Source organism: Caballeronia sp. LZ001 (assembly GCF_031450875.1).
Classification (GTDB): domain Bacteria; phylum Pseudomonadota; class Gammaproteobacteria; order Burkholderiales; family Burkholderiaceae; genus Caballeronia.
The window spans coordinates 480234-502923 of the sequence record NZ_JARTVX010000005.1; the positions used below are offsets into that span (position 1 = coordinate 480234).

The 22690-nt window shown below is 60.1% G+C and carries 20 protein-coding genes; 3 read left to right on the forward strand and 17 right to left on the reverse strand.

The genetic code is table 11. The features are described from left to right. Position 1 precedes the first annotated feature (1 nt). A complete protein-coding gene (locus P9292_RS38695) occupies positions 2-1387 on the reverse strand; it encodes a sigma-54 dependent transcriptional regulator (RefSeq protein WP_250510551.1) in 1386 nt (461 codons plus the stop codon). Positions 1388-1795: 408 nt separating this feature from the next. Between P9292_RS38695 and P9292_RS38700 the strand changes: the two genes are divergently transcribed. Further along, entirely contained in the window at positions 1796-2716 is a 921-nt protein-coding gene (locus P9292_RS38700; RefSeq protein ID WP_309964859.1) for a response regulator, read from the forward strand. Positions 2717-2726: 10 nt separating this feature from the next. Here P9292_RS38700 and P9292_RS38705 read toward each other — a convergent pair whose 3' ends face one another. From P9292_RS38705 to P9292_RS38745, 9 genes are all read right to left on the reverse strand, one after another. Next, entirely contained in the window at positions 2727-3668 is a 942-nt protein-coding gene (locus P9292_RS38705) for a diguanylate cyclase domain-containing protein (RefSeq protein WP_309964861.1), read from the reverse strand. A gap of 1 nt (position 3669) precedes the next feature. Beyond that, complete coding sequence (locus tag P9292_RS38710; RefSeq protein ID WP_309964863.1) at positions 3670-7620, reverse strand: response regulator; 3951 nt, start codon at positions 7618-7620, stop codon at positions 3670-3672. Positions 7621-7900: 280 nt separating this feature from the next. Next, entirely contained in the window at positions 7901-8548 is a 648-nt protein-coding gene (locus P9292_RS38715; RefSeq protein ID WP_309964864.1) for a VC0807 family protein, read from the reverse strand. A 73-nt stretch (positions 8549-8621) separates the two neighbouring features. Continuing rightward, entirely contained in the window at positions 8622-9290 is a 669-nt protein-coding gene (locus tag P9292_RS38720; RefSeq protein ID WP_250467980.1) for an RraA family protein, read from the reverse strand. Continuing rightward, positions 9287-10327, reverse strand: a complete 1041-nt coding sequence (locus tag P9292_RS38725) for an amidohydrolase family protein (protein ID WP_309964866.1) — start codon at positions 10325-10327, stop codon at positions 9287-9289. Before P9292_RS38725 ends, P9292_RS38720 begins: the two co-directional genes overlap by 4 nt. A 19-nt stretch (positions 10328-10346) precedes the next feature. After that, complete coding sequence (locus P9292_RS38730) at positions 10347-11699, reverse strand: MFS transporter (protein ID WP_244831320.1); 1353 nt, start codon at positions 11697-11699, stop codon at positions 10347-10349. Between the two features lie 137 nt (positions 11700-11836). After that, complete coding sequence (locus P9292_RS38735; RefSeq protein WP_309964869.1) at positions 11837-12739, reverse strand: LysR family transcriptional regulator; 903 nt, start codon at positions 12737-12739, stop codon at positions 11837-11839. Positions 12740-12833: 94 nt separating this feature from the next. Continuing rightward, the gene (locus P9292_RS38740) at positions 12834-13136 is read right to left on the reverse strand and encodes a hypothetical protein (protein ID WP_309847759.1); all 303 of its coding nucleotides are present in this window, start codon (positions 13134-13136) and stop codon (positions 12834-12836) included. An 82-nt stretch (positions 13137-13218) separates the two neighbouring features. Next, the gene (locus P9292_RS38745; RefSeq protein WP_309964871.1) at positions 13219-14100 is read right to left on the reverse strand and encodes a LysR substrate-binding domain-containing protein; all 882 of its coding nucleotides are present in this window, start codon (positions 14098-14100) and stop codon (positions 13219-13221) included. 88 nt (positions 14101-14188) lie between these two features. On the opposite strand from P9292_RS38745, the gene P9292_RS38750 reads away from it, so the two are divergent. After that, complete coding sequence (locus P9292_RS38750; RefSeq protein WP_309964873.1) at positions 14189-14959, forward strand: sulfite exporter TauE/SafE family protein; 771 nt, start codon at positions 14189-14191, stop codon at positions 14957-14959. 127 nt (positions 14960-15086) lie between these two features. Here the strand turns inward: P9292_RS38750 and P9292_RS38755 are convergent, their stop codons facing one another. Both P9292_RS38755 and P9292_RS38760 read right to left on the reverse strand, forming a co-directional pair. Further along, a complete protein-coding gene (locus P9292_RS38755; RefSeq protein ID WP_244831325.1) occupies positions 15087-15590 on the reverse strand; it encodes a hypothetical protein in 504 nt (167 codons plus the stop codon). Between the two features lie 179 nt (positions 15591-15769). After that, positions 15770-15973: a cold-shock protein gene (locus P9292_RS38760; protein WP_008347993.1), complete on the reverse strand. Its 204-nt coding sequence runs from the start codon at positions 15971-15973 to the stop codon at positions 15770-15772. 242 nt (positions 15974-16215) lie between these two features. Between P9292_RS38760 and P9292_RS38765 the strand changes: the two genes are divergently transcribed. Further along, a complete protein-coding gene (locus P9292_RS38765; RefSeq protein ID WP_250494031.1) occupies positions 16216-17001 on the forward strand; it encodes an aldolase in 786 nt (261 codons plus the stop codon). A gap of 9 nt (positions 17002-17010) precedes the next feature. On the opposite strand, the gene P9292_RS38770 is transcribed toward P9292_RS38765, so the two are convergent. The 5 genes from P9292_RS38770 to P9292_RS38790 form a co-directional block, all read right to left on the reverse strand. After that, positions 17011-18276: an ABC transporter permease gene (locus P9292_RS38770; RefSeq protein WP_250494032.1), complete on the reverse strand. Its 1266-nt coding sequence runs from the start codon at positions 18274-18276 to the stop codon at positions 17011-17013. 69 nt (positions 18277-18345) lie between these two features. After that, entirely contained in the window at positions 18346-19863 is a 1518-nt protein-coding gene (locus tag P9292_RS38775; RefSeq protein WP_309964876.1) for a sugar ABC transporter ATP-binding protein, read from the reverse strand. A gap of 9 nt (positions 19864-19872) precedes the next feature. Then, positions 19873-20847 carry a substrate-binding domain-containing protein gene (locus P9292_RS38780; protein WP_250467991.1) on the reverse strand — a complete coding sequence of 325 codons (975 nt, stop codon included), beginning with the start codon at positions 20845-20847 and terminating at the stop codon, positions 19873-19875. Positions 20848-20901: 54 nt separating this feature from the next. Next, positions 20902-21972, reverse strand: coding sequence for a LacI family DNA-binding transcriptional regulator (locus P9292_RS38785; protein WP_244831330.1), 1071 nt, complete (start codon positions 21970-21972; stop codon positions 20902-20904). 97 nt (positions 21973-22069) lie between these two features. After that, complete coding sequence (locus tag P9292_RS38790; protein WP_250510563.1) at positions 22070-22654, reverse strand: DUF1349 domain-containing protein; 585 nt, start codon at positions 22652-22654, stop codon at positions 22070-22072. Between the last annotated feature and the right edge of the window lie 36 nt (positions 22655-22690).

A 22690-nucleotide genomic window follows, 5' to 3' on the forward strand; every position in this document is an offset into this window, starting at 1 on the left:
CTTAAGCGCTCGATGCCTCAAGCGTGCGATCTGCTTTAGCGCGCAGACCATAAGCCGTCAACATACGATAAAGCGTGACTCGCGAAATGCCCAGCTCATCGGCCGCTTCACCCAGGCGGCCGCGATGACGCAAGAGTGCGACTTCAATGGCTTGCCGCTCTGCGGCTTCGCGTGCTTGCGCAAGCGTCGTCGGCGCAGCTTCGGCGTATTCGCCGAGTTCGAGATCGCTAGCGAGAATCTGACGTCCTTCCGCCATGACAATGGCGCGACGCACGCGATTAATCAATTCACGCACATTGCCCGGCCAGCCGTAATTGTGAAGCGCCGCGATGGCGCACGGCGAGAAGCCACGCAAGCGTCGGCTCGCATCTTTTCTATAGCGATCGAGCATATGATTGGCGAGCAGTTCGATATCCTTGCCGCGTACGCGCAAAGGGGGCTCGTCGATCTGCAAGACGCACAAACGGTGGTATAAGTCCGCGCGAAAACGGCCTTCGATCATCGCGGTTTGCATATCGACGTGCGTGGCCGAAATGATGCGCACATCCACGTCCGTCGAGGTTTGGCCGCCAAGACGTTCGATTTTGCGTTCTTGAAGAAAGCGCAAGAGACTCGCTTGACTCTCGAGCGGCAGATCGCCGATTTCATCGAGAAAGAGCGTACCGCCATCCGCGGCCTCCACACGGCCGATCTTGCGTTGATTTGCGCCCGTAAATGCGCCGCGCTCGTAGCCGAACAATTCGGATTGAAGCAGATGCGGTGGTATGGCGCCGCAGTTGATTGCGACGAATGGTTGATCGCGACGTACCGAGCGTTCATGAATTGCAACCGCCGTTAATTCCTTGCCGGTGCCTGATTCGCCGGAAATGAACACCGGTGCGTCCGTCATGGCGACTTTACGGATTGATCGATAAAGCGCCTGCATGGCGTCACATGAACCGACCATGCTGCCTTCCTTGCCATCGTCCTTACGCGATTCGTTGCCGGTCGCGCTGCTTGCCGTATCGTGCAAGGCGACCATGCCATACGCATGACCGACTGCATCGACTATGCGATCCGCCGATGAAGGCACGGTCACGTAATCGAAGCAGAAGTCGCGGATAAGCCGACAGATCTCGGGATTCTCGACATGCTCGGCGTCGACCGTTGCAACCCAGCCAATCTGGCAGAGTGCAAGCAATTCGGCGACAACGGCCGTATCTTTTGCGAGCCCGCGTTTAGTCAGGTCGACAATGCCGGCGGCAGCGCGCTTGCCATGACGGGCGGCTTTTGGTGGCTTGGCGGGATCGATTTGCTCAATCGTCCAGCCGCGAGCATGCAAACGCTCGGAAAGTTCTTCCGATACGGTGCGCCCGGCATAATAAAGCGTCCTGTTTTCCCCGTGCATGGCTTTTCTCATCTTATTTGTATATGCCGCTAGTATGCGCTTTATTCCTAAGAGCTTAAACGCCCCGCAAACGATAACGCGTTTTTGAATGTTTGCATTGATCTGTATAAATCGATTAAAAACGAAAGAGAAAAATTTGCGGATGCGGTTTGCGATCTGTGTCTGTACGCTTACGCACTGCCGATCGGCCCTGTCGGAGCAAGGGCAAACGTTGAAAACACGCCGTACATTTTACTTACTGGTTTCAAGAACCGCATCGGGTGAACAATTTTTAGCGCTGGTTTGAGCCTTAGCGGAAATATCGGATAATTTGTATTCTCAATTGAACTCGTCTGCCAGACACCAGAATTTTTGAAGGCAAGGCGTAACGTCGTGGAGTGTGCCCGCCCGATGAATACCAGTCAGAAAATGGATCAGCTCAGCACCCTTGCATCCTCTCGCCAGCCGCGTTTGCTGTTCGTCGAGGACGATCCGGCCATGATTCGCATCGTGGGCGAAATGCTTGCGGAATTTCCTGATCAGCGCTTTGCCATGACAGGCGAAGCGGCCTTGACGCTCGCTCGCCAATCAATCCCCGACCTGATTTTGCTCGACGCCAATCTGCCAAACATGACGGGCTTCGACGTTTGCGAGGTTCTTAAGCGCGACCCTAAGCTTGCACACGTGCCCGTCATCTTCGTGACGAGTCATGACGCGCCCGCGTTAGAGGTCGATGCTTTTCGCATGGGCGCGGCCGACTACGTTATCAAGCCGCTGGTTGCTGCACGACTGCAGGCACGTGTGCGTGCTCAACTGCGCTTGCGCCGCCGAGTCACGGAAGCACGGACGCAAGCTGTGAGCGCAGACACAACGCCGCAGGTTCAACGCAAGGCAGCGAGCATCTATGTCGTGGGCATTCTTGCGGACGATACAGCCGATGCGCATCGCGACGCGCTCGAAGCGATCGGCGCGCTGGATATCGTGGCCGATTGCGAAGCCGCGCTGGCTCTTGCAAGCCGCCATGCGCCCGCCGCGATCGTGCTCGATTCACGTTGCTGCGAACATGGTATCGACGAAACTTTGAGCCAATTGGAAGCCTTGCATCCGCATGTGCCGATAGTCGTACTTGTCGAAGCATGCGATGTCGCAATCGAGCAGCGCACGCTGGATAGCGGTGCGGCGGATGTCATCGCCAAGCCGGCAAAGCCCGCAGTATTGCAGGCTCGCGTGCTCAACGCATTGACGGCGGCGCGCAAAGTCGAAGAGGAAATCAATGCGCTTCGTGAATCGCCGGGCGGCGCGAGCGTGCATTCGTTTCCAGCGGCTTCGCGCGAAGGCCGTGATGCGTGATCGCTGCGATTTATTCTAAAGGTGCAAGAGCGAAGCGCGCACGTCCGGCGCGCTTTGCTTCGTAAAGAGCGTCGTCTGCGGCCTTGATGAGCACAGCGGAGGTCAGCAGTTCGCGCGATGGCAAAACCGCGGCCACACCCGCCGACAAGGTCACATGCTCATCGACGTCCGAAAGGCGATGCGCAATGGCCAACGCACGCACGGCGTCCAGCATCTTCTGCGCGACCAGTTTGGCACCATCGACATTCGTATTCGGCAAGAGGCACGCGAACTCCTCGCCACCATAGCGCGCAATCTTGTCATAGGGCCTGCGCAGACTCTTCCCCAAAGTCTTGGCAATCGTCTTTAAACAAGCATCGCCGGCCTGATGGCCATAGTGATCGTTGAAGCGCTTGAAGTAATCCACATCCAACAGGATCAACGAAAGCGGTGAATTCTCACGTGCGCAATGCCGCCAGTCCGCAAGCAAGTCTTCATCGAACTTGCGTCGATTAGCGACACCGGTAAGACCGTCCAGCAGGGCGCTTGCGCGCAAGCGGTCGCCTTGCAGCTTGAGCGTCAGATGCGTGCGCACTCGTGCTCGCGTGATGACAGGATTGATCGGCTTAGTGATGAAATCAACGGCGCCGAGTTCGAGCGCTTTGACTTCGTCGTCTTCGTGATCCTGCGAGGTGATAAAGATAATGGGTGTATCGCGCGTCAATGGATCGGACTTGAGGCGGCGGCATACTTCGTGTCCGTCGAGATCGTCCATCACGACATCGAGCAGAATCAAATCGGGCAGTTCGTTTTGCGCGACTTGAATAGCTTGCGCGCCGCTCGTCGCCATGAAGATGTCGCACGTGTCGCGAAAGAGTTCATACAGCACGCGAATATTGACAGGCTGATCGTCCGCGATTACAAGCTTGGGACGACGGTGCGCATGCATGAGCCATTGCTCAAGCTCTTCCATATCAGTTTTGCTCCAGCATGTCGCGCGCAAGTCTTGATGCGCGCTCAAAGTCGAGAGCGCGTACACGCGCAAGCAATTGTTCAAAGGCAACGCGCTGGTCATCCGGCGCTTGCGGCCACAAACTCTCGGACATTGCAATCGCTTGAAGATTCGATGAATCGAGCAACGCAACAATGTCGTTGAGGCGCGCGCGCCAGTCTTCGTCGGCAAGAGGCTGTATTTGCGGCTTCTCTTGCGTACTTGCATGCCTTTGCGGGAATGCCTGCGTGAGGCGCTCGACGCTCGTTGCAAGCAACTGCTGCATGCGCGCGAGTTGTGCGTCGATGGAGGCGAGCGCGCGCGCCGTATCGTCCGAGGCTTTGAGATCGTTTTCGAGCCGCGCAGCGAGCTTCGCCAATGCCGATGCGCCAACAGTGCCCGCGCTACCCTTAAGCGTATGCAGTACCGATGCCACGCCCTGAACATCGCGCGCGGCAAGCCGTGCAACAAGCCGCGTCAAATGCTTGGCGGTCTGTGGTCCAAAGCCATCAATCGCGTTACGAATCAGATCATGATTGCCGCCGAATCGCGCGAGCAGCGACGCGGATGGCTCGACGATGTCATCGTCTTCCGCATGACTCGATGCCGCGTCTTCCACGACGGCTCGTGCACTGAGCACTGCCACCAGCCGCTCGACATCGATCGGCTTGCCGACGTGATCGTTCATGCCCGCAGCGAGACAGGTGTCGCGATCCGCATTCGATGCATTCGCCGTCATCGCGATGATCGGCAACGCGCCGAAGCGGCCATCCGCACGTATCAGTCGGGTGGCTTCGAGTCCATCGAGGTCGGGCATCTGCACGTCCATCAGAACGGCGTCGAAGCGCGCGTTGCCCTGGAGCACGGCATGCACGCCTTCACGTCCGCTTTCCGCAAGCGTCACGGTGGCGCCTTCCGCGCGCAACAAACCTTCCGCGACTTGCCGGTTGAGCGCATTGTCTTCGACTACGAGCAGTTCGAGTCCGGCGAGACGCCGCTTGCGCGGTGCGCTTGCCGGGACAGGCGGTGCCTCTTTGTCGTTTGCATTCGATCTTGCCACGCGAATCGCGGCGACGAGTTGCTTGGGCGTGACCGGCTTGGTCAAAAAGCCGGCGAAGGGCGGCGCGCCGCCTTCTTGCGTTTCCCTCAGCACTTCGCGTCCGAAAGCGGTGACGAGCAACACGAGCGGCGGCGCGGCGCGGCCTTTCATCGTGTGGATCAGGCGTGCGGCATTCAAACCGTCGAGCCCTGGCATGCGCCAGTCCATCAGGGCGATGTCGTAAGGATGGTTGTCGCGTGCCGCATCGCCGATGCGTTCCACGGCTTCGATGCCGCTCTCGACCACATCGGCGTGCCATCCCAGCGAGCGCACCGTGCGCAACAGGATTTCGCCCGCGATGGGGTTGTCGTCGGCGATCAGGAGGCGCACCGGATGATCGAAGTCGATGTCATCCGTTTGTATTTTGTGTACATCCGATTGAATGCCGAATTCAATATCGAACCAGAAGCGGCTGCCCACGCCCACTTCGCTCTCTACCTGCAGTTCGCCGCCCATCATCGCGACGAGCCGTTTGCAGATCACGAGTCCGAGCCCGGAGCCGCCGAAACGGCGTGTAGTCGATGCTTCCGCCTGCGTGAAGCCTTCGAAAATGCGTTCGAGCTGAAGCGCGCTGATGCCGATGCCGCTATCGCTAACCGCCACGCGCACGCGCACCGACGCGTCTTTGACCGCTTCGATGCCGTGCACGCTCACGACGATCTGCCCGGCCGTCGTGAACTTGAGCGCGTTGCCCGCAAGGTTGATGAGCACCTGCTGCAGGCGAAAGCCGTCGCCCAAGAGCGTGTCGGGCAATTCCGGGTCGAGGTCGAACAGTACTTCCACGTCCTTCGTGCCTTGATTACCGGAGAGTACGACGCCGAGTTCTTCCATCAGCTTTTCAGGCTCGAACGGATGACTGTCGAGTTGCAGCTTGCCTGCTTCGATCTTCGAATAATCGAGAATGTCGTTGAGCAGGTTGAGGAGCGACTTGGCCGCGGTTTCGGCTTTGCTCACGTAGTCTTGCTGACGACGATTGAGCGAAGTCAGTTGCACCAGATGCAGCATGCCGAGGACCGCATTCATCGGCGTACGGATCTCGTGGCTCATGTTGGCGAGGAAGGTGGATTTGGCCGCGCTCGCTGCATCGGCCTGTTCCTTCGCGTGACGCAGGTGGTATTCGAGTTCGTATTGATCGGTGACGTCGTAATTCACGCCGGTCATCGAGACGGCGCGGCCGCTCGCATCGCGTTGAATGCGCAGTCCGCTCTGAATGCGCCGGATCGCGCCATTCGCCAGAACGATGCGAAAGGGCGGCATGACGACAGGCGCTCCGTCGATGGCCGCCTGCAGACTTTGCAGCGTCGCGTCGCGATCGTCAGGGTGGATGCGCTGCTGCCAGTGCTCGATATTCAATCCATGGTCGAGTAGTTCGGGCGGATAGCCGTAAATCTCGAACATGCGCGGCGTCCAATGCAGCCGCCCGGTAACGATGTCCCATGACCAGATACCGAGTTCGGCGATATCGGCCGCGAGCAACAGTTGGTCGCGCGCATCGGCGAGTTCACTGCGCTCCTTCTTTTGCCGCGAGATGTCCGTAATGACGCATACAAAATGCAAAGCGCCATCTAGTTGCATCGCGCCCGTGGAGACATGAGCGGGGAACGACGTGCCGTCCTTGCGAAGCCCGGCGAGTTCGCCGTTCGCCGTGGGCACGCCGGTGCCAGTAGTGAATTGCGTTATGTATTCGTTATACGTTTCGATCCAGGCCGGCGGCACGAGCAAGCGGATGTTCTGTCCGATCAGTTCGCTCGCGGCATAGCCGAAGACCTTCTCTCCCGCCGTGTTGAACGAGCGAATCGCGCCGCGTTCGTCGACGGTGATGATCGGGTTTATCGCCGTATCGAGTACGGTGCGGGTAGTGGCAAGACTGCGCGCGAGCTCCTGCTCGATCTTGATGCGGCTCGTAATCTGCCGCACGATCTTGAAGCCGAACAGCGCGAGCGCAAGTGCCAGCAATGCGGTGACCGCCGCGTGCCAAAGCGTGTCGCGCCACCACGGCGCGATGATCTCGTCACGCGAGAGCGCCGCCGCCACGAAAAGCGGGTAATCCTCGAGCTCGCGGTAACTGTTCAGACGCGTGACGCCATCCTGCGACGAACTGGTTATGAAGCTTCCTGAGCGGCTATCGGCGCGATGCATGCGAAAGAGCGTCGTGTCGACCATGCTCTTACCGACGAAACGGTCCTCGAACGGTCGGCGCACGATCATCGCGCCGTCATTCGAAACCAGCGCCGCCGCGCCGCCCTGGCCGAGGTCGAGACTGTCGTAGAAGCGCGAGAAGAAGGCCACGTCGATGGTGGCGAGCGCCACGCCGGCGAAGCTGCCGTCGGGCGCATCGATGCGCCGAGATATCGGCACGATCCACTTGCCGGACGAGCGGCTCTTCACCGGCAAGCCGATATGCGGCCCGCGCCCGGTGTGCGTGCGATGGTATTCAAAATACTCGCGGTCGGCATTGTTGAAACGTTGGCTGAGCGCCGGGCGCGAGTTGACGAGCCACGCGCCGTTTTTGTCGTAGATGAAAAGACCGTTGAGTTGAGGCAACTGTTCGACCCGCGTCACGAGCGAGCGATGCAGCCGTTCGAGCGCGGCCGGTTCGGTGCCTTCCTGCTCGACACGTTCGACCATGCCAATGAGCGTGGTATCGGCTTCCTTGAAGGTGTCGTTTGCATGCTGCGCCATGGCGCGCGCGAGGTTGGCCGTGGCCGTGGTCATTTCTTCGAGCTGCACGCGCCGTGCGGCAATGCTGCGCCACACGTCGGTGCCGATCAGCAGGACACAGACGGCCACGATGAAGGCCGTCATCCTGAAAGTGAGGGATTGGCGACTGGACACGCCGGAATCTCCGTTTAAGCGAGTGCCAATGGCGCAGGCCGGGGTTCTGTTCTGAACGCTGCCGTATCTTATCGTGCCATTTCGGAGGAGACCGTCGAGGGGCGGGCCTGGCGTGTACGGGGTCGTGCGCGGTTATCCGACATGTTTACGGCAGCCACAGGAAAAATCTTGATGGCGGTTTGTCCGGGCATCGGTAAAAAGGAGGAATCGTGTTTTGCATGCAGCATGCATGGTACCGGCATGCTGCATTCGGCATGCAAAATTCCAGGCGCGAGCACGTTCAGCCAAGCAAGCCATCCCGCGACGGATCGCCTCCGCGCTGCCGGTTGACGAGTCGTCCCCGAAACCAGAACGTCCATGCAAGCAGACCGCCGTAGATTGCGTAGCTGATGAAAGGCGAGACGACGAGGTAGCGTTCGACGGGCCAGTTCCACGCTAACCAGAACCGCAACGCCGTTTCGATGGACAGTCCAACGCCCCAGACGAGCGTCATGAGTCGCAATGAGTCGCGCAGCGCTGCGCTGTCGCGCCAGTAACCCTCGAAACGCTCGGCACCGCCTTTCTGTTGGCGTGCGACGGTTGCGCGCGCGAGATAGAAGATCAGTGGACGCCCGAACAGCATCGACACGAGAAATACGACGCCCGTCGCGCCCGACGCAAGCGATTCGCGCACGAGCAGGATGCGCGGACTACCGCCGAGCGCGAGCAAAACGATAGAGAGAGCAATGCCGAACAGCACCAGCGCGGAGACAGCATCGACGCGCCGTGAGCGTGTGAACTCGAATAGGCTCCATGCAAGTGGTGGCGCGGCGGACGCATAGAGCGCGCCGACGTTGCCCCAATGCGGCAGGGCGAGGCGATATGCAGCCCACGGCAGCAGCAGGTTGGCGACGAGTTCCAGTGCTAGTGCGGGTTTGATCTTTTTCATGGACTCATGACGTGACGCCTTCGCGATGAGGCGCGGCCTTGAGCCCGAGTATAGAAGATCGCGACCGGTTACTTCAGCCCTTCATCGACCGTTCGAGTTGCGCGGCAATCCAGCTTCGGTCGAACGTGCCTTCAGCGATGGATCGCAAAGCCTGTGCTTCTTTTTGCTCGGTCTGACGCGCGCGCTCGATCACATCGGCTGCATCGGCTTGTGCGATGGCGAGCACGCCGTCTTCATCGCCGACGATGATATCGCCCGGATACACGACCATGCCGCCCACCGTCACCGGCACGTTGATCTCACCGGGTCCGTTCTTATAAGGCCCACGATGCGTAACGCCGCGTGCATACACTGGAAAATCGCGCGAACGCAATGAAGCGACATCGCGGATCGCGCCGTCGATGACGAGGCCCACAATGCCGATGCTCTCTGCATAGCTCGACATGATGTCGCCCATCAACGCTTGCGTGAGTTCTCCGCCGCCGTCGATCACGAGGACGTCGCCGGGGCGGCAAAAGTCGAACGCGCGATGAATCATCAGATTGTCGCCGGGCCGCGTGCGCACCGTGACAGCCGTGCCCGCCAGCGTGTTTGGCCGATGATAAGGCGTGAGTCCTATCGTGCCCGAACTGCGAGCCATGCTGTCGGAGAGAAGCGATACCGCAAGCGACTTCAATGCCGCGAGCACTTCGGGACTTGCCTGCGCGGCAGATTCATTCTGCCGCCATCCGGGGGCGTTCATTGCGAGACTCCTTGCCGTGAGCTTTGACGTGCGATTTGTGAATCGAGACGCGCATAAACAATGCGCGCGTTGTGCTCAAAGATACGCTGCCGGTCTTCATCCGCGAGCCATGTAATGCCGTCGATATAGCGGCGCGTATCGTCGTAGTGATGACCCGTTTCTGGATCGATACCCTGCACCGCGCCGATCGTCTCCGAAGCGAAAAGGATGTTCTTCGCCGGAATGACCTTGGCAAGCAGCTCGGCGCCAGGCTGGTGATAAACGCAGGTATCGAAGAACACGTTGTTGAGCAAATGCTCATCGAGACGCGGCTGCTTCATGTCTTGCGCCAGCCCGCGATAACGTCCCCAGTGATACGGCACCGCGCCGCCGCCGTGCGGAATGATGAACTTCAGCGTCGGAAAGTCCTTGAAGAGATTACCCGCCAGCAACTGCATGAACACCGAGGTATCGCCGTTGATGTAGTGCGCGCCCGTCGCATGAAAGTTGGGATTGCACGATGACGACACGTGGATCATCGCAGGCACGTCGAGTTCGACGAGCGCTTCGTAGAGCGGATACCAGTGGCGGTCGGTCATCGGCAAACCGGACCAGTGACCGCCCGAAGGATCGGGATTGAGATTGCAGCCGATGAAGCCCATCTCTTCGACACAGCGTCGCAACTCGGCAATGCAATTTGCAGGATCGACGCCCGGTGCCTGAGGCAACTGACATACGCCGATGAATTGCCGCGGGAACAGCGACACCACGCGATGAATGAGGTCGTTGCATTCCTTCGACCATGCTTCGTTGGCGCTTGCATCGCCGAGATGGTGGCCCATGCCGGCCGCACGCGGCGAGAAGATCGTGAGGTCTATACCGCGTCCGCTCTGCACGCGTAATTGCCCGTTTTGGATGGTTTCGCGTATCTGGTCGTCGCTGATCGATGGACGAGGCGGCACGGGCACGCCGTCCTTCAGCGCGGCGATCTGCTTCGTACGCCAGGCTTCGTGTTCTGGCGGTGACGTGGTGTAGTGACCGTGACAATCGATGATCATGGAATGAGTCTCGCGATGTTTAAAGCGTTTGTTGGGCGCGGCGAGGCGTGGTACTGGCTTCGTCTTCTGGCGGACGTACACGCATCACGAGCGCGATGATCGTCGCGACCACGAGAAACGCGGCGATGGTGACAAGCGCGAACTTGAAGCTGCCCGTTGCGTTGCGCACGAGCCCGATGCTCCACGGTCCCACGAGACCGCCAAACTGCGCGATGGTATTGATGAGCGCAATGGTCGCCGCACCTGCCGCACCCGTGCGAAACGAGGCAGCAAGACTCCAGAACAACGGATTGCCCGCATAGATGAAGAGGCCAGTCACGCACAGAAGCGCATAAGCAATGATCGGCGAGGGCGCGTAAGCGCTCCCTGCAATAGCGACGGCGCTCATGCCATAGACGAAGGCCAGATGCTTCTTGCGGTCGCCCGTGCGGTCAGAACTGCGGCTGATGAGAAAGGTGCCGAGCACGCCGAAGAGCGGAGGTGCAGCAGAAAGAAACCCCACTTCGATATTCGACAGATGGCCGAGGCTCTTCACGATTTGCGGCAGCCAAAGAAAGAGTCCATAGATGCCAACGAGCGCGCAGCCGAAGAGACATGCAAGGCTCCACACGCGAATATCGGCGGCTACACGCCACATCGAAACATGACCGCTGCCACCAAGCGCCGCGCGTTCCGTTTCGAGCGTGCCTTCGAGCCAGTGCTTTTCTTCAGCGGTGAGCCAGTCGGCATCGGCGGGACGTTCCTGCATCACGCGCAACGTGATGATGCCGAGAAGAATGGCGGGCACGCCTTCGCAAATGAACATCCACTGCCAGCCTTGCAGACCGAGAATGTCGTTGCCGTAGGTCATGAGCGTCGTCGAGATCGGTCCACCCAGCACCGCTGAAAACGAGCCTGCGATGATATAGCCGCCCACTGCACGCGCCCGATAACGTTCGGGGAACCACTTGGTCAAATACACGGCGACGCCCGGCAAAAAACCTGCTTCCATCACGCCGAGCAGAAAACGTACGGTGTAGAAGGTCGTATCGTTGAAGACGAACGCAGTGGCCGCCGCGACCGCGCCCCATGTGATCAGAATACGTGCAAGCCAGCGTCGCGCGCCGACCTTATGCAGGAGCAAGTTGCTTGGCACTTCGAGCAGCATGTAGCCGACGAAGAACACGCTGCCCGCAAAGCCGAAAACCGCTGGACTGAAGTTCAGCGCGCGATTCATATCGAGCGCTGCAAAGCCGATGTTGATGCGGTCGAGATAGTTGAAGAACATCATCGCGAAGAGCAACGGCATCAGGCGGCGATACACCTTGGCCATGGTCGCTTTCGCTATAGGGGAGTCGCTCGTGGCTATTGCTGCGTTCGTTGGCTGAATCATGTCGTCTCCATGCCGCGCTTGCTCGATGCAGGCGTCTTTGCAATCCGCGCTCCTGTTTGCAGAGCGCAAGGGACATGATAGGGACGTGAGCCGTCCTCCGTCCAACACGGATTGCGCATGCTTCTATGCGTTTTAGCTTATAGCGCGCTGTCAGCGTGAGCTTCGTTCGGCAGGCAAGCGAGAAACGCTTGCAGATGCGGCGAGCTGTCATCTTCACGAAAGCTCGCTGTCAACGATGTGATCTGACTCGCGCCCGGTCCCGTGAGATGCTTGCAGACGACGTCGGCGCGCCCATGCCGCGCCACCGATTCACCGACATACGTTACGCCAAGGCCCGCGGCCACGAGTGCAATCGCGGTCTGTATCTCGTAGGCTTCATGTCCGACAATGGGCGTGATGCCGGCGTCGCGATAGAGCGTGGCGATGAAGCGCGGAAACTGCGCAGCCGGATGCTTCGGATAGACAATGAGCGGCGATGTCGCGAGGTCATCCACGCGCACGCTGTCACGTGCGGCAAGCGCATGATCGACGGGCAGAACCGCCATCACGCGCTCATGCAGCAGGATGCGTCTCGTGCAGCCAGGACGTTTGGGTGCTTGTCTGCCAATGCCGATATGAATGCGTGCATCGCGCAGTGCATCGGCTTGCTCCTCGGTGAGCATCTCGAAGAGCTTGAGTTCGACTTTCGGATAAGCCGCATGGAAGGCCTTCAACGCGGGCGGCAAGACGCTGTACATCGCCGAACGCGTAAAGCCGACGGAGAGCCAGCCATGCGTGCCGGCATCGATCGCCCGCACGCCTTGCGTCGCTTGTTCGCAATGGTCGAGAATTTGGCGCGCTTCGGTATAAAAATAACTGCCCGCTTCGGTAAGCCGCAAGGGACGGCTTCCACGATCGACGAGCTGACTGCCAAGGCGTTCCTCTAGCGCGCGAATCTGCTGGCTTAACGCAGGCTGCGCGATATGCAAACGCTCGGCCGCGCGGCTGAAGTTCAGTTCTTCAGCCAGCACGATGAAGCATTGCAGTCCCCGTAGATTCATTGCAAAAAGGCTCCCCAGGCTCCCGCTTCCGATTGATGGCATCGCTCATGATAAAGGGGAGCCGCATTGAGGGCCCGGGAAATGTGCCTTGCAATTATCTGGACGGCGGCGTGCCACCCGTACCCGGCAGAACATGTGGTCCGCCTGTGACAGGAGTGGGCGTATTAGCGGTATTTGCCGCGTTTGCGGCATTCGCGGAATTCGCTTGCCCGTTCGAGTATCCCGGCGACGACTTCGGCTGCTTCGGCTGAAGCGACTGATTGATAACGCCGATCTGCCCGAGCTTCTGCGCCGCGCGATTGTCGGCCTGCGCGGCTGTGGTGACGGCAAGGCTTGCCGTGCCGACGACAAACGCCATTGCAATGCGCCATGGCATACCGTTGCGATGATTTCTCATGATGACCTCCTTCAAGCGGCTGTCTGCAAGAATCAGACAACCTACTGCTAGCATGCGCAAGGATTGCGCCCAGCATGATGCATTACGTATGCAACATCAGTTGCTGCGCGAGAAGTGACGCGTGCGGCGTGAGCGCATCGAAGGCGCGTGCGCACAGATGCAGGCGCCGCGTTGCCCACGGTTCGGAAAGCGGCACGACGGCAAGACCCGGCCTTCGAACGAGCTCTGCGGATGCTTGCGACAGAATCGCCAAGCCAATGCCCGCTTCCACTAGCGTCGCCACGTTGTCGATACTGCGCATATGAATGCGGTATTCAAGCTGGCGTCCGAGCCGCGACGCGCGTTCGGCAAGATGCATTTCGAGCGCGGCATCGGCAAGACCGACAAATGCATCGCCGACAATCTCCGCAAAGGCCACTGCGTGCTCATTCGCCATGCGATGCGCACGGTTCATCATCACCACAAGCTGATCTTCCGCCACGAGATGCGTCTGCAGATTGCCGAGGTCCGTGAAGTCCGCGACGATGCCTAAATCCGCACGTCCTTCCGCTATGGCTTGCACGATGTCGGCGCTAGGCCGTTCATCGAGATCGATGGATAGATCGGGATAAGCCGCAAGGAAGTGCGCAAGCTGCGGCGGCAGAAACGCCGCGAGCGCAGCGGTATTCGACAGCAACCTGATGCGTCCTTTGAGACCTGTTGCATAAGTGCGCAACTCGCCGCGCATCTGCTCGACTTGAGCAAGGATCATCCGTGCATGGCGCGCGAAGGCATCGCCTGCGGCAGTGGTCTGCACGCCGCGTCGATTGCGTTCGAAGAGTGACGCGCCGAGCGCGGACTCCATGCCCGCGATGCGCTCACTCGCCGATGCCAGCGCGAGATGCATGGCCTGCGCGCCCGCCGTAATGCTGCCACGCTCGATCACGGTCAGAAAAAGCCGCATGTCGGTCAGGTCGAAGCGCATGTTTGTCTCCGGTCGCTTCGGTTGAGCCGAAGTCTCTCATTGGAAAAGCCAGATTGTATGCGCGCTCACGCAACGCTAGCATCGGGCGATGGAACCTCTTCTCATCGTCATTGGTGCGGGCTTTCTGGCGGGAGCGATGAACGCGCTTGCCGGTGGCGGATCGTTCGTCAGTTTGCCCGCCCTGATCGCCGCGGGCTTGCCACCGGTTCAGGCGAATGCGTCGTCCACGGTCGCGCTGTTTCCAGGCGGCCTGGTGAGCGCGTGGGCCTATCGTGATGGCCTCGCGCCAGTCGGCTCGGTCGCGATCCGCAAGATGCTCGTCGTGACGCTTATCGGCGGCTTGGCGGGCGCGGCGCTCTTGCTCTGTACCTCTTCCAAAACCTTTTCGTTTGTCCTGCCGTGGCTCTTGTTGTGCGCGAGCCTTGCGCTGGCATTCGGCCGCAAATTCGGTGAGGTATTGCGGCAGCGGTTTCGTATCGGCGCGGGTGCGGTGTTGTCGATTCAATTCGTGCTTGGCGTCTATGGCGGCTACTTTGGCGGCGCAGTGGGGATCATGATGATGGCTGTGTGGGGCCTTTTCGACTCGCGCGACCTCAAAAGCCTCAACGCGCCACGCACTTTGCTCGTGAGCGCGGCGAATTCGGTCGCGGTGCTGACCTTCGCGGCGGCACAAGCGGTGCGTTGGCCGGAAACGATCGCGATGCTCGTCGCTGCCATTGCAGGTGGATACGGCGGCGCGCAAGTGGGACGCCGCGCGCCGCCCGCTGTGATTCGCGCCGGTACGATGCTGGTGAGCGCTGGCATCACGATCGCATTCTTTATACGAACGTACGGCCCGATGTTGGCGCATCGGGCCTGAGCCGCCATGATCGATGCCTTGCTCGAAACCCTGGGTGCGCTTTCGGTGCTGGCCAGCGTGGCGGCAAAAATCGCGTGGGCGGGTGATGCGCGCGTGCACGCTTTGCGATCAGCGCCGTCAAAGCCGCTCAATGCCCGCCGGTTTGAAGCGGCGGCAGGCCGAGCGGTTTCTTCGCGGCTTCATAAGCGCGCACGAAGCGCGGATCGTCGCCGAGTTCGCGCGCCATCCACTTCGACAAATCCGTGCCGCAGGCGGGGTTTGCCATGTCGGTGAAGCAGGCACCGTTCGCGGGCATCATGCTTGCGGCCCAATAGAAGCTGAAGAGCGTCTGTTTCTCGGCCGGTTCCATGCCGATGGCATTGGGATCGGCGCCCGACAGCCATCGGTCGAGCTTTGCTTCGAGCGTGGCTTCCGTGTCCTGCTTGTCGTAAGAAAACACATATCCGCCGCCTGCCTGCGCGGTATGGAAGTCGTTCATGACGATTGCATTGACGAAGCGCGCGGCGCGAGCGTTTGGCACATAGCCTTCGGCGTAGGCGCTTGCGGTCAAAAACCACAGCAGCGCGAGCAATGCATTTGTTGTGTACCGCGTCGATACGCGGCCGATTTGTCGATTGCTTCGCGAGTTCACGCAAGTACGAGGATGGTTTTTTGGGCAGATGAGGCGAACTTCGAAGGCTCGCGTCGGCTGGCGCTGATTCTACTGAGTTATTAAGAAAACTGACGGCGACGCGCCTAAGATTTTGTGGCGTTTCCAATGAAAAACGGCCCCGAAGGGCCGTTCCTGCGCTAAGGCGAGATCAGCAGCTACTACAGCGGCTGGATCGTCGAAGCTTGCTTGCCCTTAGGGCCTTGCTTGACTTCGAAGCTCACCTTCTGGTTCTCCTGGAGCGACTTGAAACCCTTTGACTGGATTTCGGAGAAATGTGCAAACAGGTCTTCGCCGCCGTCATCCGGCGTGATGAAACCAAAACCCTTTGCATCGTTGAACCACTTAACAGTACCTGTTGCCATTTGTCCAAACCCTATTGAGACAAGTTACGTTGAAAATGCGCCCTTAATTTCGAGCGGCATAGATTTTTACCACGCCAAAGAGTTTTTTTCCAATACGCGTTTTTGCTAAGGTTATGGTCATACGCGCGTCATAACGGGCGATTTTTCCTGATCGCCCTTCGAATACGGATCAATTTGCCGATGTTGCTTAAGGAACTGCCGTTTTTATAGGCAGAAAACGTTCAGACAGAAGACCACACGCAATGGCTCATACGCTTGTCACCGGTACAGCCGCTTTAGCGTCTGCGCATCGGCTCGATGCACCCGCTATCGCCGAAGCTCGCTGCGAACTCGCGGCGTGTTTCCGCTTAGCCGCGCTGCATGGGCTGGAGGAGGGCGTATGCAATCATTTTTCCGCGACAGTGCCAGGGCACGACGACCTTTTTCTGGTTAATCCCTATGGTTATGCCTTTAGCGAGATCACGGCGTCGCATCTGCTGATCTGCGACTTCGACGGCAACGTGATCGAAGGTGAAGGCCAGCCCGAGGCAACTGCATTCTTTATTCATGCGAGGCTGCATCGGCTGATGCCGCGCGTGAAGGCCGCATTCCACACACATATGCCGAGCGCGACCGCGCTCTGCCTGCTCGAAGGGCCCCCGCTCCTGTGGCTTGGGCAGACGGCGCTGAAGTTCTACGGCCGCACGGCCGTGGATGAGCACTACAACGGCCTCGCGCTCGATGCAACGGAGGGCGACCGTATCGCGGCGGCAATGGGCAACGCGGACATACTCTTCCTCAAGAATCATGGCGTGATGGTGGCGGGCGCGAGCATCGCCGAGGCCTGGGACGATCTCTACTACCTCGAGCGCGCGGCCGAAGTGCAGCTCCGTGCGATGAACACGCAGCGCCCGCTCAAGCCCGTGCCGCATGAGGTAGCGCAGGCCGCCTACGAGCAAATGCGCGCGGGCGACGCGCAGAGCGCGCGGGCGCATCTGGCGAGCGGCATGCGACAATTGCGGGCGCGGGGTATCGCGTTCGACATCTGAGCGCAGTATTCAAGACCGGCGCACGAGGCGCTTAAGCCAGCCGCGCCGCCGCCCGACGTCGGTCTGTTGTAAAAATACCGCGATCACGATAATCAAGCCCTTCAGCACAAGCTGCGTGTTGCTGTCGATGCTATTGAGCAGAAGGATGTTGCTCAAAAAGCCGAAGATCAGCACGCCCGCCACGGTGCCCGAGACGCGTCCTACGCCGCCCGAAAGACTCGTCCCGCCTATCACAACGGCGGCGATTGCATCCAGTTCCCAGCCCATTCCGGCATCGGCCTTGCCCTGTCGATACTGCGCTGCATACAAAACGCCAACGAGCGCCGAGAGCATGCCCGAGATGGCATACGCCGCCATCTTGTGGCGTCCCACGTTCAGGCCGGAGACGACGGCGCACTTCTCGTTGCCGCCGATTGCATACAAATACTTGCCGAAGATCGTGCGATTCATCACGAAGCCGACGACCAGCGCGATCGCCAAAAAAAACAGCGCGGGCACGGGAACGATGTCGAAGAGCAGCGCGCGCAGCGCTTCGATATCGGTGGTGGCATTGCTGCCGCTGTAAATCGAATACACGGCGGTGTCCTGCCCGGCGATAAGCCGCGCCGCGCCTAGCACACCGACCATCGCGGCGAGCGTGACGATGAAAGGCTGCATGCGGCCACGCGTGATGATCCAGCCATTGAGCGCGCCGAGCGTGAAGCCCGCGAGCGGCACGATCCAGAGCACGGCTATAAGCGGCATGCGATGCCCGCCATGTAACGCAATATAGGCGCATGCAAAAGCCGCCACGACGAGCGCTATGCCGAGGTCCATCGTGAGCGGTGCCTGCGTGGCGGGCGCGCCGCGAGCACGCCTGAAGCCGCGGACGACGTTCATCGCGGCGAGCGCGATCGCAAAGACCGCGATTGCATTCAAAATTATGGATGCCGACACCGCGCGATTCCAGGCGTCCGTGGTGAGCAGCATGGCCGTGAGCACGCTGCCGAGACCCATGATCGCGCCCACCGAGAGATCGATTCCCGCCGTGATGATGACGAGCGTCATGCCGATGGAAATCACGCCTACGTTCGCCACCTGGCGAAACACGTCGGAGATGTTCGCGCTGGACAAAAAGATATTGCTGCCATCGGCCGCGTGAGGCGACGTGAACGCACCGACCACGAGCAACACAATCAAACCGAGGTAATATTTGAGGTAAGTCAGCAATGCGCTCAGGCGCCGCTGGCGCGCGGTGGTCACCGGCTCGGCGAGTTGGTCCCGGGCGTGCAGCATGGTGTCCTTCTCCGTTTTGCATGTTGCGTTTTGCATTCGGCATCCCAGCATTCGGCATTCAAAATGCCGTCAGGGCGACGCCATTCTGACGAGTGCATCGACTGAAAATTGCTCGCGCGGCAAAATTCCGCGAGCGCGTCCTTCGCACATGACGAGAATGCGGTCGCTAAGCAGCATGAGTTCGTCGATCTCCGAACTCGCCACGATCACCGTGACGCCTTCGCGCGCGGCAGCGAGAATCTGGCGATAGATCTCGGCCTTCGCCGCTACATCGACGCCGCGCGTCGGTTCATCGAGCAAAAGAAGACGCGGCTTCGTCATCAGCCATTTACCGATGATGAGCTTCTGCTGATTGCCGCCCGACAAGGTGCTCGCATCCTGCGCGAGACTGCGATGCTTGACGTTCGAAGCGTGCGCTTGCGCATCGGCCCATGCATGTAGCTTGCCGCGTCGATAAAACGGAAAGCCCGGCGCGCGCGAAAGCGAAGGCAATAGCAGGTTCGCCTCGAGCGACTGATCGAGCACGAGGCCGTCTTTCTTGCGGTCTTCGGTGACGAAGGCCAGCCCCGCCGCGACCGCGCGATCGGGTGAATAGAATGCATGCGCATGACCGGCTGCGCGTATCTCTCCATCGCGACGATACGGCGACACACCAAAGATCGCTTCCAGTATCTCGGTCTTGCCCGCGCCGAGCAGCCCCGAGATGCCGAACACCTCGCCTTCCTGCACCGCGAACGACGCGTCTGCCACGAGCGCACGAGCCGCATTCCAGAGCGTCAGGTTGCACACATCGAGGGCGCACGCGCGCTCACGCGGCGCTTCGGCTTCGCTGCGCTCGGGCGGCGCGAAGTCCTTGCCGATCATCATCGAGACCAGCGCCGCCGACGATTCGACCTGTGGCATCTGCAAGGTCGCGATGCGCCGGCCATCGCGCAATACGGTCACTCGATCCGCCACCGCGAATACTTCGCCAAGCCGATGGCTGATCAGCACGATACCCATGCCGCGCTCGCGCAGATCGCGTGTGAGGGTGAGCAGCGCCTGCGTCTCGGTATCGGATAGCGCGGACGTGGGCTCGTCCATGATGAGCACGCGAGCATCGGCAAGCAAAGCCTTCGCAATCTCGACGAGTTGCTTCTCGCCTACGCGCAGCGTGCCCACGAGCGCACTCGGCGGCACACGAAAGCCAAGTTGCGCGAGGACCTTAGTTGCCGCCGCGTGCATCGCGCGCCGATCCGGAAAGCCGAAACGTGTACGCAGTTCCTTGCCAAGAAAGATGTTGTCGACCGCCGACAAGGTGTCGACCAGATTCAATTCCTGATGAATGATGGCGACGCCCGCGAGCGCCGCATCGTTCACGCTGGCAAGACGCGTTGCTTCGCCGCGCACGCGGATGCTGCCCGCGTCCGGCGTATAGAGGCCGCCCAGGATCTTCATCAAGCTCGACTTGCCCGCGCCGTTTTCGCCGACGAGCGCGTGTATCTCGCCCGCCGCGACATCGAAGTCGACGCCCGACAGCGCGGCGCTGCCGTTAAAGGATATCGACAGGCCTTCGGCTTCGATGAGCGGCGTGGCTACGGTGGCCATCGATCGAACTCAGTGAGTGGCGATATATTGCTTCGCGTTGTCCTTGAAGATGCCTTGCGTCGGCAACGTAAGCTTCTTTTCCACCTTCTCGCCTTTCAGCACCTTGAGCGATTGACGGATGCCTTCCGCGCCTGGCGTCGGATACATGAAGGTGCCCGCGAGCAGGCCTTGTTCGACCCACGTCGCGCCTTCTTGCGGCAAGCCGTCGATACCCACGAACTTGATGTTCTTCTCGCGTCCCGCATCCTTCGCGGCGAGATATGCGCCGTAGGCCATCGGGTCGTTATGCGCATAGACCACGTCGATCTTCGGCTGCACGCGCAACACGGTCTTCATGTAGTCGTACGCCTTGTCCTGCTTCCAGTCGCAATCCACGCGTTCGCCCACGCGCTTGATGCCTTTCTCCGGCGCGATGGCCTTATCCGCGCCATCGTGACGATCGTGCGCGGGCTGCGCACCGAAGCCGCCCCATATCTCGACGAGATTGCCTTGCGCCTTGCCAGACCCGCCCATCACCTTGACGATGAAGTTGCCCGCTTCCTGACCGATCTGTACGTTGTCACCACCGATGAACTCCGTGTATTGATCGCCGTTCACTTCGCGGTCCAGCACGAACACGGGAATGCCCGCCTTGAAGGCTTTTTCGACGACGCCCGTCAGCCCCGCGGACTCCTTCGGCGAAATGAAGATCGCGTCCATCTTCTGCGCGATGAAGTTCTCCATGTCGGCGTTTTGCTTATCGGTACGGTCCCCCGCGTCGGCAATGATGAGTTCGACTTCCGGATGCTTTGCCGCTTCGGCTCGCATGTCCTTGTTGAACTGCACGCGCCACGGCTCGACGGTCGTGACCTGAGAAAAGCCGAAACGGTACTTCTTCTGCTGCGCGAATGCGGTTTGCGTGAAGAGTGCGGAGAACGTTCCCACTGCGCCGGCAAGCGGTATAGCGAGAAGACTTGCGGTAACGATGCGTCGTTTGCTGTCCATTTTGTCTCTCTCCTTCGTCTTATGGTTGCGGGCCCTGCATTGGCGAATAAAACGTTATAGCGTGGCGGATTTGCGCGTTCGCTTTCGAGCAGCTTGATCGATGGCTTTCATCGGAGGCGCCGTGCTTTCACGCACGAGCAGATCGGCCTTCATGCGCAGATGCACATGCTCGCCGGTTTCACCTTGCAACTGCTTGTGGAGCAACTGCCAGATCGCACGCCCCACGGCTTCTACCGGCTGATGTATCGAACTGATACGCGGATGAAGCACCGACATCCACGGGGCGTCGTCGAAAGAGAGCAAGGAAACCTCTCCAGGCAGGCGCAATTCGGCATCGCGTATGGCACGCAGTGCGCCAAGCGTGGCCACGTTCGCACCGGTAAAAAGCGCGGTGGGGCGTTCGCTTGCAGACAAAAGCCCGAGCGTCGCCGCGTGGCTTTCCGTATCCGTCATGCCGCATACCACCACGCGCGCATGTCGCGTAAGACCGGCGCGTTTCATGGCGTCGAGATAGCCGTCCGCGCGTTCGCGGCTATTCACGAGATCGAGCGCATTGACGATGAATGTAATGCGCCGATGCCCGAGCGCGATGAGATGTTCCGTGCCATCGCTCGCGGCGCGGCGGCTGTCCGTCGTCACCGTGTTCGCCGGAAAGCTGTTGTCCACGCGGTCCGCCATCACGAGCGGCACGTCGCATTCGCGCAATTCGTCGATGGCATGTGCATAGCCATGACACGGAATGATGATCATGCCCGCCACCTGACGCGACAACACGAAACGTATGCGCTCGGCCTCGCGCTCGGGGTCTTCCTGCGCATGCGCGAGCAGCAGCCGATAACCGCTTGCCAGCGCATGATCTTCCACCACGCATAGCAGTTCGATAAAGAACGAGTTCGTGAGATCCGGCACGACGAAGCCGATGGACGTCGAACGATTGCTGCGCAATTCCGCCGCAAGACTGTTGCGCCGATAACCCAGCGCTCGCGCGGCTTCCCATACTTGCTGCCGTCGCAGTTCGCTTACGCCTTCGGCGCCTGCCAGCACTTTCGACGCCGTGCCAAGCGAGACGCCCGCCGCACTGGCGACATCCTTCAAGGTGCTGGCAGTCTTTTTACGTGAGTCCACGAGTGCTTTTGCCGTCTTTTTTTTTGAAACGTTTCAGAATTCTAGAAAGCGTTCGCAAACGGGGCAAGTGAGTACTTGTACGGAGCACGCTACCGCGCTACAGAGAGGTATCGTGCAGGTCCTTTACGATAGGCGGCCCGATCTTGAAGTCGGAGAAGCTCACGGTGAGGCCGCCGCGTTCGGGCGTGCAACACATGGGTCCGACGAGCCAGTGCGGCGACGCGGTAGTCGACGCGAAGGGCGCGATACGCATGAGGGTCCAATGACGCTCGTCCGCGCTGCACTGCATCTTGAGCACGCCATCGGCGACGGTCATGCGCAGCCTGAAGCGGTTGCCGCTGGCGGGCGAACCAAGCGACCAGTCGGAGAAATCATTGGTCAGCACGGTGCTGAAGGTCAGCGCGCCGTCGTTGTACTCCGCGCCTGCCTTGACCCAGCGCTCGGCGCTCTCGCGCACCATCAGGCCCGCTTGGTCGTAGAGCGCGGAGAAATCGCCATCGACGGTGACTTCGGCGCTGAAGTCACCGTTCGCACTCGCGGCGAAAACATGGCCGTTATCGCGGATGAAACCGTAGTGCGTCTTGCGCCAGAAGTCCGTGCTGGCGTCCGTGGTGACGAACAGCGTGCCGTCTTCAATGCGCCATTGCGCGGGCTCGTTGATCCACTGACATTGGTCGAACATGGCAGCCTCGCTACGTGGAAAGGGCGTTGGCAGTAT